Here is a 12,021-nt window from a genome sequence, read left to right as displayed (position 1 = left end):
TCGGAGACCTGACTGCGATGTTTGCCCTGATTGCCAGGCCGCTCGTCTTTGGGATCGCCCTTTTGTTGGCTGGTCAGGCGCAAGCGCAGGCGCCGGCGACCGTCCCGCCTGAAAGGGTCAAACAATTGTTCGAGCTTCTCGACGATCCGTCAGTGAAGGCCTGGGTGGCCGAACAGCGAAATCAGGACGCCGGGTCAACGGGAGCGCCCGCCGAGAGAGGGGCTTCGCCGACCGACGCATCGTCCGGCGCCGTGGCCGCACCAGGCCAGATGAATACGATGGCATCCTCGACGCTCGATGGGATCAGGCATCATATCGAAAGAATCATGCGAACTTTGCCCTTGCTGCCAGGCCAGTTCGCGCGCGTTCGGGCAGAGACGATGGAGGATATGTCCAGCAGGGGGCCCGCCGGCGTATTTGTGCTGATTGCAATGTTCATCGCTGCCGGCCTGGCACTCACTTGGGCAACGTTCAAGCTCACCCGTCCATTTCGTCTTTGGATTATCGCGCAACCGAAGGATACGCCCGTTGGGCGAGCCAAGAAGATTGGTGGCCGCCTGCTTTATTCCAGCATGCTGATAGTCTCTTTCGCACTGGGCAGCGCCGGCGCGTTCATGTTGTTCGACTGGCCGATGCTTATCCGCGAGATTGTACTGACATTTCTGATGGCGGCAGTCGTTACATGGGGTGTGCGCATGTACGTCATGGCCACACTCGTCCCTTCCTTCATGAACGTCGAGAACGCCGTCGAGGTTCGTGCTTTGCCGATCACCAACGAAGCGGCTGAGCATTGGTCCTATTGGCTACCCCGGATCGTCGGCGTCTTCGCCTTCTTCGGCGCCGCGTTTATCCTCTTGCCAGGTCTCGGCATCGATCAGGACGGAATGACGGTCCTGTCACTGGTCGCCGATTTCGTGCTGCTGCTGCTCCTGCTGCTCGCCATTTGGCGTCGGCCAAGAACGCAGCGAGACGGTGCGCGCCACATCGGTCACACGGAAGCGACATGGCTATTGACTGCTTATTTCGTCGTCCTGTTCCTGCAGCGTATTGCCGGCCTTTATACATACTTCTGGTTCACCTTCGCCGCATTCTTCCTGCCTTTGGCAATCGTGGTGACGCAGCGCGGGGTTAATTTCGTTCTGCGGCCAGGTTCGGAAGATGTCGGCCGGCCCACGATCCCGGCGGTGACGATCGCTGTCATCGATCGCGGAATCCGAATGATTTTCATCCTGGCGGCGGCTTACCTTCTCGCACGTGTCTGGGGTCTGGACATGCAATCCATGCGGGGCAGTGATACGACGACAACATTCATATTGCGCGGCTTGATCAATGTCGTGGTCATTGCCCTTGCCGCCGACTTCGGCTGGTCGATCATCAAAGCTTTGATCGAACGAAAGCTGGGCATCGAAACACCGCACCCTGTGATCAGCGACGAGGACGTCCCGATCCTCGATCCGCAGCAGGCGCGGCTGCATACGCTCTTGCCGATCCTCCAGAATATTCTGCTCGCATCGATCATCGTGATGGCGGTGCTTATGATGCTCGCCTCGCTGGGTATCCAGATCGGCCCATTGATCGCCGGCGCTGGCGTCGTCGGCGTCGCCGTGGGCTTTGGGGCACAAACCATTGTCAAGGACGTCATTTCAGGCGTGTTTTTTCTGCTCGATGATGCGTTCCGTGTTGGCGAATACATTTCATCGGGCAATTACAAGGGTACTGTGGAAAGCTTTTCGCTGCGCTCGGTGAAGCTGCGCCACCATCGTGGTCCGCTGTTCACAATACCTTTCGGTGAACTCGGGGCAGTCCAGAACCAGAGCCGTGACTGGGTTATCGACAAATTCAACATCACCGTTGGTTATGACACCGATATCGACTTCGCTCGCAAGCTGATCAAGCGGATCGGCCTCGAACTGGCGGAAGATCCCGAGTTCAAACACTGGGTGCTCGACCCGATCAAGATGCAGGGCGTACAGGAGTTCGGCGAATACGGCATCGTATTGAGGGTCAAGGCCACAACCAAGCCGGGAGGCGCCTTCGGTATGAAACGCAAATTCTATGTACGCCTCCGCCAGGTCTTCAAGGAGCAGGGCATCGAACTCCCATTTCCGACCGTCCAGGTCCAGGGGCTACAGAACCAACATGGGGCAGAGAATGCACCGTTGGAGATCACGCCCGAGTTGAAAATGGCCGTCGCGCAGTCGCACACTATTCGGCGCAGAAAAAAAGCTAGCACAACGGAATAGAAGAGCTGTGACACCTGCTGGTCACAGTGCGGCTTTCCGCGCATCGCTCATGGCAGGGACACTCTTTTCGCCACGTAAGCAAAAGGCGCCCCGAAAGGCGCCTCTTAATCGCTTGGTTCCCCTCAAGGAAACTGGAGCGGGTGAAGCGATTCGAACGCTCGACCCCAACCTTGGCAAGGTTGTGCTCTACCCCTGAGCTACACCCGCTCGCGCGGCTTTTGGGCCGCAAGCCGCGCCTATATGGCTGAAGAGCGCGGCGATTGCAACAGGGAATTCGCAGGCTTTTTGCTTCGTCGACAATGCGGACAAGCCTCCTGCGAGACGTCGCAAGGCAATCGCCCCCGCGTTGCGCGACGGGCTTGTCTTGGCAGCATCATTGGCCGTAAACGGCGTTAGTCGAACAAGCAGTTGAAAGCGGGCCATCAGAAGAAAGACCGATGCCGAAGACCGAAGCCGAACTTTTCGCCTTTCTTGCCGGACTCGGGATCGAGGTATCGACGCGGCGGCATCCGCCGCTGTTCACGGTCGCCGATTCGCAGGCGCTGCGCGGCGAGATTGCCGGCGGCCACACCAAGAACCTGTTCCTCAAGGACAAGAAGGACAATTTCTTCCTGGTCAGCGTCGACGAGGAGGCGGTGGTCGATCTCAAGCAGATCCACCATCTGATCGGCGCTGCGGGGCGCGTGTCTTTCGGCCGGCCGGAGATGCTGATGGAGCTTCTCGGCGTCGTCCCGGGCGCGGTCACGGTGTTCGGGCTGATCAACGACACCGAGCGAAGGGTCAAGGTCGTGTTGGACGAGGAGCTGATGAGCCATGCGGTGGTCAATGCCCACCCGCTGACCAACGAAGCGACGACTTCCATCGCTGCCGCGGACCTGGTCAAATTCGTCGAGGCAACCGGACATGATGCTGTTATCTTGAAAGTCTCGGCATGATCGCCACATGGGTGACTGAAACCGGGTTCTAAAGAAGGATGTTGCGCCCGTCCCTTGGCCGGCGGCGCGACCGAAAGGCGACGAGATGAGTGATAGCAACCCCTTTGGCGGCCCATTTGGCAGCAATGGCGGCCGGTATGCCACCACCGTGCAATATGGCGGCACCGATGCCGCGCGTGAGAAGGTCGCGCTTGCGGAGGCGCCGGCCGACGTCATCAAGGACACAACGACCGCTGGATTTGCCGCTGACGTGATCCAGGAATCGCGTCACCAGCCGGTGCTGGTCGATTTCTGGGCGCCGTGGTGCGGCCCTTGCAAGCAATTGACGCCACTGCTGGAGAAGGCGGTGAAAGCCGCCGGTGGCAAGGTCAAGCTGGTCAAGATGAATATCGACGACCATCCATCGATCGCCGGCCAGCTTGGCATCCAGTCGATACCGGCGGTCATTGCCTTCAAGGACGGCCAGCCGGTCGACGGCTTCATGGGCGCCATTCCCGAGAGTCAGATCACGCAATTCATCCAAAAGGTCGGCGGCAAGAACGGCGGTGCGCCGCAAGTTGCCGAGGCGCTGGCCGCGGCCGCCGAAGCGCGCGACGCCGGGGACGTGCAGACGGCGGCCGACATTTACGATGCCATCCTGGAACAGGCGCCGGAGACAATCGAGGCGATCGCTGGCTTGGGCGATCTGCTGTTCGAGGCCGGCGATGCCGAAGGTGCCGAGGCGGTGCTGGCGCGGGCGCCGGAAGCAAAGAAGGATGCGCCCCAGCTCGCCGCGCTGCGGGCCAAGATGGCGCTCGCCGCGCAAGCAGCAGTGCTCGGCAATCCGGCGGAACTGGAACGGCGGCTGGCCGAAAATCCCGGGGATCACCAGGCACGGTTCGAGCTTGCCATGATCCAGAACGCCAAGGGTGATCGCATGGCGGCGGCCGACAATCTGCTGGCGATCATCAAGGCCGACCGCTCGTGGAACGACGACGGCGCCAGAACCCAGTTGCTGCAGCTCTTCGAGGCATGGGGCATGACCGACGAAGCAACGCTGTCGGCACGGCGCAAACTGTCGTCGCTGCTGTTTTCCTGAGCCGGCGCAGACTGTTTTGTCGCGCGGGCTTGCGGTAGGCCGCGGCTGCGCCAGATTAGGTTTTCGGACGGCGTTCGATTTCAGGTTTCCGGTGTTGCGCCTTGTGCCGGCCGGGAGGAGACGGATTTTGTGCGCTTCCTGACAAAGCGATCGGAGGATTGAGGTGCAGGCGGGAAACGCGCATTACCGGCTCGCTGCGGACTTACCGTCGACCATGCCGATCTTTCCGCTTGAGGGCGCATTGCTGCTCCCGGGAGGCCGCATGCCGCTCAACATCTTCGAGCCGCGCTATCTGCAGATGGTCGACGAGGCGATCGCCGGGCCGCGGCTGATCGGCATGATCCAGCCCAGCCTTAACGGTGCGCTGCGTCCCGACGGCGAGCCGGAGCTCTGCAATGTCGGCTGCGCCGGGCGCATCATTGCGCTGTCCGAGAGCGGCGACGGCCGTTACCTGATTTCGCTGCAGGGCGTGTGCCGGTTCCGTATTGTCCAGGAGCTCACGGTCAAAACACCGTTCCGGCAGTGCCGGTTGGCACCCTTTCTCGCCGATCTCGACGAGGAGCAGGCAGACGCCGAGATCGACCGGCCGGCGCTGCTCAAAGCGTTTCGCGCCTATCTGCAGGCTAACGATCTGGAGGCCGACTGGGAAAGCGTCAGCCGCGCCGAAAACGCCATGCTGGTCAACGCACTGTCGATGATGGCGCCCTACGGGCCGGCCGAGAAACAGGCGCTGCTCGAAGCGGCCGATCTGAAGACACGCGCCGAGACCCTGATCGCCATCACCGAAATGGCGCTGGCGCGCGACAATGAGGATTTCGGTTCGAGTTTGCAGTAGGTTCTTGCCTTCTCCCACAAGGGGGAGAAGGGGAAGTCCGCGCTCGAAACCTTAACCGATTGCCTTGTGGAAAGGATGGATCGAATGGCGGATGGACGTGACGGGAACAGGACCGTCGACCCCAAGCTGCTGGAACTCTTGGCCTGCCCGCTGACCAAGGGGCCGCTTGCCTGGGATCCGGAGCGCGGCGAGCTTATCTCGCGGGTGGCAAAGCTTGCCTATCCGGTGCGGGACGGCATTCCGATCATGCTGCCATCGGAAGCGCGTGTCATCACCATAGATGATGCCATGCCACCGCCGCGCCTGGGTGGAACACCCTGAGTGTGCGGTTCAGAGCCGCTCCGTCGCGATCTTTCGCGCCTCTATTGAAAATTGCGCCCTTTGGGCATGACCTTCTCCGCCTTTCCCAATAGTTCCGTTTGCGCGATGGTGTCAGGCTGAGCCTCGTCTGCACTGCTCGACAGTCTGTCCGCGGGCCTTGCCTGTTCAAGCAGCACCGACAGCCACGGCGTCAGATCCTCGACCTTCTCGGCGACGATATGGATGACGTCAGATTCCGATTGCAGCTTGCCGGTGACGCGGATGAGACGCGCGCCCATGACGATGGGGCGGAAGCGGTCAAAAGTCCTTTCCCAGAAAATGATGTTGGCGACCGCATTCTCGTCTTCCAGCGTCAGGAAAATCGCCTTGCCATTGCCCGGCCGCTGCCGCACCAGCACGAGGCCGGCGACCGAAACGCGCCGGCCGTCCCGCACCTGGCCGAGCCGCACATTGGGCGTAACGCCGGAACGATCCAGCCTTTGACGCAGGAAGGCGACCGGGTGCGCCTTCAGCGACAGGCCAAGCGAGCGGTAGTCGTGGACGACGTGCTCGCCGAGCGGCATTGTCGGGAGCCTGGTTGCAGGCTCCAGATCGCGCAAGCGGATCGCCGGCTGGTCGAACAGCGGCAGCTTTTCGGCGGCACTCTTGCCGTCGAGCGCGCGGACCGCCCATAGAGCGTCGCGACGGTTCAATCCAAGCGACCGGAAAGCGTCGGCCTGCGCCAGTTTTTCGATCTCGTCGACGTTGAGGCCCGAGCGCAGCCAGACGTCGCGTATGGATGCATAGCCGGCGCCGCGCCTCGACACAAACGCTTCCATGCGCTCCTTCGACAGGCCCTTGACCTGGCGAAAGCCGAGCCGGACGGCATGGCTGGTCCGGATGACGCCGCGCATCTGGGCATGGCGGTCAAGGATACGATCCGGATCGAAAGGCGATTTCTCCAAGGCGCAATCCCAGCCGGAAAAATTGACATCGACCTCGCGGATCTCGACGCCGTGATCATGCGCGTCGCGGACAAGCTGGGCCGGCTGGTAAAACCCCATCGGCTGGGAATTCAGGATCGCGGCGCAGAACACGTCGGGATAGAAGGTCTTGAACCAGCAGGAGGCATAGACCAGCAGGGCGAAGGAGGCGGCGTGGCTCTCGGGAAAGCCGTATTCGCCAAAACCCTCGATCTGCTTGAAGCAGCGCTCGGCGAAGTCTTTTTCGTAGCCCTTGGCGACCATGCCGTCGACCATTCTCTTGCGGTAATTGCCGATCGTGCCGGTGCGCTTGAATGTCGCCATGGCGCGGCGCAGTTCATCGGCCTCGCCCGGTCTGAAGCCGCCAGCAACGATGGCGATCTTCATCGCCTGCTCCTGGAACAGCGGCACGCCCAGCGTCCTGCCGAGTATTTTTTCCAGTTCCGGCTTGGGATATTCGGGTTTCTCCTTGCCTTGCCGGCGGCGCAGGTAAGGGTGGACCATGTCGCCCTGGATCGGGCCGGGCCGCACGATCGCCACCTCGATGACGAGGTCGTAAAAGCTTTTCGGCCGCAGCCGCGGCAGCATCGACATCTGCGCGCGCGATTCGATCTGGAAGACGCCGATCGTGTCGGCACGGCAGATCATGTCGTAGACATGCTTGTCCTCGGCAGGCAGAGTGGCCAGCACATAGGGCAGGCCGTACGCGTCCCGCGCCTGCGGATAATGATCCTGGAGCAGGGTGAAGGCGCGCTGCAGGCAGGTCAACATGCCGAGCGCCAGCACGTCCACTTTAAGGATTTTCACCGCGTCGAGATCGTCCTTGTCCCACTCGACCATCTTGCGCTCGTCCATCGCCGTCTTGACGATGGGCACGATCTCGTCGAGCCGGTCCCGGGTGATGACAAAACCGCCGACATGCTGCGACAAATGACGGGGAAAGCCCATGATCTCGTTGGCGCATTCGATCACATGCCTTGTCGATGGATCGGTCTGATCGAGGCCGCCGGCCTTTGTCTCCTTTTCGCCGAGCTCCGAGGTCGACCAGCCCCAGATCGAACTGGACAGCGCGCCCCGGACGTCGTCCGACAGGCCCATCGCCTTGGCCACTTCGCGCATCGCCGAGCGGCCCCGGTAGCTGACGACGGCGGCGGCCAGCGCGGTGCGCTTGGTGCTGTATTTGGAATAGATGTACTGGATGACCTCCTCGCGCTTTTCATGCTCGAAATCGACGTCGATGTCGGGCGGCTCGTTTCTTTCCTCGGAAATGAAGCGTTCGAAAAGCGTTTCGATCCTGTCCGGGCCGACTTCGGTGATGCCAATGCAGAAGCAGACGATCGAGTTGGCGGCAGAGCCGCGCCCCTGGCAGAGAATGTTCTGGCTGCGGGCGAATTTGACGATGTCGTGGACAGTCAGGAAATAGCGCGCGTAGTTCAGACGCTCGATCAGAGCGAGCTCCTCCTCGATGCGCTGCGTCACAAAAGCGGGCACGCCCGAGGGGTAGCGGATGGCGGCTCCCTCCTTGGCCAGCCTTTCCAGTTCGGCCTGCGGCCCAAGACCCGATTCCGTCGGCTCGTCGGGATAGTTGTATTGCAGGTCACTGAGCGAGAAGGTCAGCTCGCCGGCAAAACGCAGCGTTTCCGCCAGCGCTTGCGGATGCCTGCGAAAAAGCCGTGCCATCTCCAGCGGCGGCTTTAAGTGACGCTCGGCATTGGCCGCCAGCTCCAGCCCCACCTCGGCGACGGGCACATTGAGGCGGATCGCCGTCAGCACGTCCTGCAGCGGGCGCCGTTCCGACGTATGGTAGAGAACATCGTTGGTCGCCATCAACGGGATGCCGGCCAGCTCCGCCATCGCCGCCGCCTGCTCGATACGGAAGCGGTCGTTGCCGCGGTAATCCGGCGAAACCGCAAGCCACAGGTTTTCACCGAAACGATCCTTGAGCCGGCTAAGGAGTGCGAGGCTGGTTTCCGCGTCCGCCGACACATCCGGCAGTATGGCGAGCGACAGGAGATCGCCCCATTCGAGAAGATCGCTCTGTTTGAGGAGCGTCGCCCCTTTTTCGTTCTCGTCACGCAGATTGGCCTGCGTCAGCATGCGGCAGAGATGACCCCAACCCTTGCGATCCTGCGGGTAGGCGAGGATGTCCGGCGTGCCGTCGCAAAAAACCAGGCGGCAGCCGGGATGATAGGAAACACCCTCCACCTTGGCCTGCTGCCAGGCGCGCACCACGCCCGCCACCGTGTTGCGGTCGGCGAGACCGATCGCCGAAAACCCCAGGAATTTTGCCGCGACCACCAGCTCCTCCGGTTTCGAGGCACCGCGCAGAAACGAGAAGTTCGACTGGATGCCGAATTCGGCATAGGGGTTGGCCGTCAGCGCATTCATGCGAAGATCCCATGCATGAACCAGCGCGGCGAGGGCTGCGAGGCGCCGTAAAGGCCCTGGCGATAGAGCCAGTAACGGCGGCCGTCGGCATCCTCGATGCGGAAATAATCCCGGGTCGGGGCATCTTCTCGTCCCGCCGCCCCTCGCCACCATTCCGGCGCGATGCGCTCCGGCCCTTCGGCGCGCGCGACCCGGTAGAGCGCGCGCCGCCAGCGGAAGTTCAAAGGCGGGCCTTCCGGCATTTCGGTGGCCGGCACCTCGATCGGCTCGGGCGAACGGAAAAGCCGGATCGGCCGTTCCGGCTGGAAGACGGTCATGGGAGCGTCCTTCGCCTTGTCCGGCTGCTTCGGCGGCGAGCTTCTCTGCGGCGCCTCCGTGAAGGGAAGGGTGGCGACGGCGCGCTCCGGCAAATGGCTCTCGACGGCGACCGGCTTCAAGACCGCGCCTTCGCCGAGCCGGGCGCGAATGCGGTCGGCAAAAAGCGCGATATCGGCACCGTCGTCGCTCGTCTCGCCGGCAAGGTCGGCCTGCTGCATGTCGAAGGCGGCGGCGGTCAGCACCGAAAGGCGCACGAGATCGAAGCCATAGCCGGCGTCGATATCCTGTTCGAGCGCGGCAAGCCTTTCGTGGAACAATTTCTGGATCAGCCGCGGCTCGCGCAGAGGCCGCGAGGTGCCGACGGCGATGCGGCTGACGCCGCCATCGACACGGAAAAGCAGCAGCGCCAGCCGCCTTGCGCCTTCGCCGCGACGCTCGAGGTCGCTCTTCAAGGTGGTCGCCAGCATGCCGGTCAGCCGCTCGATGTCCTCGGTCAGCATGATCGGCTCGGCAAGGTGACGCTCGACCGAAAGCGGTGCCACCGGCAGGCGCGGCGACACGGCCTCCTCGAGGCGGCCAAGCGCCTGGTCGAGGCGCAAGAGCAGCGATGCGCCGAAGCGGCGGGCCAGCGGCGCGCGCGGTGCCGCCATGACGGCGCCCGCCGTGCGCAGGCCGACGCTTTCGAGGCTGGCGCGTACCTCCGGGTCGATGCGCAGCGCCGCCAGCGGCAAGGGCGCGAGAAGCGCTTCCTCCTCACCATCGGGCACGATGCGGTCGCCAGCAAACCGCGCCGCCGCCCAGGCAGCACCAGGCGTGGCGGCAAGCCCGGCGCGGACATCGAAGCCCTGATGGAAAAAACGCGACAGGATATCGTCCAGCATCGAGCGTTCGCCGCCGAAAAGATGGGTGCAGCCGGTGACGTCGAGATAGAGGCCGTCGGTCCCGTCAAGCGCCACCAGCGGGGTATAGCGGTCGCACCAGTCGGCGAGGCCTTCGAGCAGGCGCCGGTCGGCCTCCGGATCGGCCTCCACGATGTCGATCGAGGGATGCATGGCGCGTGCGTCGGCTATGCCCATGCCGCGCTTCAGATTAAGCGCCTCGGCCCGCTCGTCGAGGGCGGCGATGCGCTGGGCGTTCCGGTCGCGGTGACTGATCACCAGCGGCAGGTGATCCGACGGCCGGGAACGCCAGGACCGCCCCAGACGCTGCCGCAGGATCCTCTCGGCGGCGAGATGCGGAAACCACAGGGATAGGATTCTTTGGCCGTTCTGGGGTCCATTCCTGAGACCTTCCTTGCTCGCCCCGTCTTTCTTCGAATATGCGTTCATCGGGGTTCCACTCCAGTGTGAATTTTCCGGACAAGGCCGTGCGGCTCTTGCCGATAGCGACGGTGAAGGCGGGTCGGCCGATCGAGCCGGCGAGCGGCCCGGCAAGCGTCTTACGCGTTGCCGCCGGTGCCGCCGACAGGATGAGGCGGACGGGCGCTGCCGTCGGTTCGGGCTCGCCGGCCTGGCGCAGCAGGAACAGCGGCCGGCCCGCACTCTGCGCGCGGGCGTGCAGCCGCCGCGTCGCGGTGAGGTCAAGCCGCTGCGGGCTGCCGCGGATTTCGAGGATGACGGCGGCCAGCGCCGTCATCCGGGCAGCCTCCTCGGCGATCCACAGCGCATCGAGCAGCCTTGGCGCCTCGGAAAACAGCAATTGCTCCGGCTCGATGCCGAAGAAGGCGTGAAGCCCCCTGGCATAGGGAAAGCCGGCCTCGCGGAAAACCTCTGATGTGCCGATCCACAGCACCGGCAATCGCGGCCCCTGGCTTAGGATCAGGCTGACGAGCGACAAGGCAAAACCGGCAACGGCCCCGGCATCGCGGGTCGCGGCGCCATGAAACTCGCTCACCGCCGCCCTCGGCAGGCCGCCGCTCAGCGCAGCATCGAGGCGCTCGGCGCCGGTGCGCAAAAACGCATCGGGCGGCGCCACGGCAAGGCCGCGCCGGACAATGGTCAGATTCCGAGCGGGTGTCGGATGCCGAGAGGGTGTCAGACTCTGACGAGGGACATCCGCGTCAAACGACGAACTGGCCGGCGCCTCCAGGCGCTCGGGCAAGGTCCCTTCGATCTTCGCGATCTGGCGGCGCAGGGCAAAAACAGTCTCCCGCGCCACGGCGCTTGTCGCCATGACGGTCAGCTTCCACTCACAATTGTTCCTGTTATGTTCTCTAGGATTCCAGAGGTCGCCCGAAGAGTCAAGCGGAGTCATGGGGAATTTATTCCTGTAGTGGGGGCATGGCACGGGCACTCCAGCCCGACCATTTGCCGAGTCCGGCCTGAAAGCCTATATGCCGGGATCAAAGGACAAAGCATGGCTCGCATCTACCAAACACGCATCTGGCACGACCAGCTTTCGCCAACGATGGAGGAAATCGAGCTCCTGGCGCTGGAGGCCTATGCCCATCTGCCGGAGGACTTTCGCAAGTTGACCGGCGAGATCGTCATTCAGATCGCCGAATTCCCGACCGACGAGATCATGGACGACCTTTCGCTGGAAACGCCCTTCGACCTGCTCGGCCTGTTCGAGGGGCGCGGCATCGCCGAGCGCTGGAATCCGCAGACCGGCGAGGGGCCGAACCGCATCACCCTCTATCGTCGCGCCATCCTCGACTACTGGGCCGAGAACGAGGAAACGCTGGGCGACATCGTCACCCATGTGCTGATCCACGAGATCGGCCACCATTTCGGCCTGTCGGACGACGATATGGAGAAGATCGAAGAGGCAGCAGAGTGAGCGACCCCGCTCCTCGTCATCCTGGGGCGGAGCAAGGAGCGAAGCGACGCGGCGCAGACCCCAGGATCCATATGTGGACGGCGCCCTGCCTGCAACGGTTGTTTTGCGTCGTTTTCGATCGCTTGCGTCCATATGTCCGGCCTTTGAGCACGGTCCTTGCGGC

Annotated in this window: 9 protein-coding genes and 1 tRNA gene; 6 read left to right on the top strand and 4 right to left on the bottom strand. The window is 63.1% G+C overall.

The features are described 5' to 3' along the window. The first annotated feature begins 17 nt into the window (after nucleotides 1–17). Entirely contained in the window at nucleotides 18–2,243 is a 2,226-nt protein-coding gene (locus NKH30_RS26155; protein WP_352770363.1) for a mechanosensitive ion channel family protein, read from the top strand. Between the two features lie 132 nt (nucleotides 2,244–2,375). Here the strand turns inward: NKH30_RS26155 and NKH30_RS26150 are convergent. Continuing rightward, nucleotides 2,376–2,450 (bottom strand) — tRNA-Gly (locus tag NKH30_RS26150). A gap of 230 nt (nucleotides 2,451–2,680) precedes the next feature. Here NKH30_RS26150 and NKH30_RS26145 point away from each other — a divergent pair. From NKH30_RS26145 to NKH30_RS26130, 4 genes are all read left to right on the top strand, one after another. Continuing rightward, nucleotides 2,681–3,178 (top strand): prolyl-tRNA synthetase associated domain-containing protein, encoded by a 498-nt coding sequence (locus tag NKH30_RS26145; protein WP_352458336.1) that lies wholly within the window; start codon nucleotides 2,681–2,683, stop codon nucleotides 3,176–3,178. 85 nt (nucleotides 3,179–3,263) lie between these two features. Continuing rightward, entirely contained in the window at nucleotides 3,264–4,256 is a 993-nt protein-coding gene (gene trxA, locus NKH30_RS26140) for a thioredoxin (RefSeq protein WP_352458335.1), read from the top strand. Between the two features lie 163 nt (nucleotides 4,257–4,419). Then, nucleotides 4,420–5,091, top strand: coding sequence for an LON peptidase substrate-binding domain-containing protein (locus NKH30_RS26135; RefSeq protein WP_352470870.1), 672 nt, complete (start codon nucleotides 4,420–4,422; stop codon nucleotides 5,089–5,091). An 84-nt stretch (nucleotides 5,092–5,175) separates the two neighbouring features. Beyond that, nucleotides 5,176–5,412, top strand: a complete 237-nt coding sequence (locus NKH30_RS26130) for a Trm112 family protein (RefSeq protein WP_352470869.1) — start codon at nucleotides 5,176–5,178, stop codon at nucleotides 5,410–5,412. Between the two features lie 41 nt (nucleotides 5,413–5,453). Here the strand turns inward: NKH30_RS26130 and NKH30_RS26125 are convergent, their stop codons facing one another. From NKH30_RS26125 to NKH30_RS26115, 3 genes are read right to left on the bottom strand one after another with little or no spacing between them, the layout of a single operon-like run. Continuing rightward, on the bottom strand, nucleotides 5,454–8,762 hold the full coding sequence (locus NKH30_RS26125; RefSeq protein ID WP_352770358.1) for an error-prone DNA polymerase: 3,309 nt from the start codon (nucleotides 8,760–8,762) through the stop codon (nucleotides 5,454–5,456). Next, entirely contained in the window at nucleotides 8,759–10,237 is a 1,479-nt protein-coding gene (locus tag NKH30_RS26120; RefSeq protein ID WP_352770355.1) for a DUF6504 family protein, read from the bottom strand. The genes NKH30_RS26125 and NKH30_RS26120 overlap by 4 nt, the downstream gene beginning before the upstream one ends. Beyond that, nucleotides 10,170–11,252 (bottom strand): ImuA family protein, encoded by a 1,083-nt coding sequence (locus tag NKH30_RS26115; RefSeq protein WP_352770353.1) that lies wholly within the window; start codon nucleotides 11,250–11,252, stop codon nucleotides 10,170–10,172. Before NKH30_RS26115 ends, NKH30_RS26120 begins: the two co-directional genes overlap by 68 nt. A gap of 183 nt (nucleotides 11,253–11,435) precedes the next feature. Between NKH30_RS26115 and NKH30_RS26110 the strand changes: the two genes are divergently transcribed. Beyond that, complete coding sequence (locus NKH30_RS26110) at nucleotides 11,436–11,858, top strand: metallopeptidase family protein (RefSeq protein ID WP_023680515.1); 423 nt, start codon at nucleotides 11,436–11,438, stop codon at nucleotides 11,856–11,858. The last annotated feature ends 163 nt before the right edge of the window (nucleotides 11,859–12,021 follow it).

This window comes from Mesorhizobium sp. M1273 (assembly GCF_040318195.1).
GTDB lineage: Bacteria > Pseudomonadota > Alphaproteobacteria > Rhizobiales > Rhizobiaceae > Mesorhizobium.
This window is presented reverse-complemented; position numbering and strand designations above follow the sequence as displayed.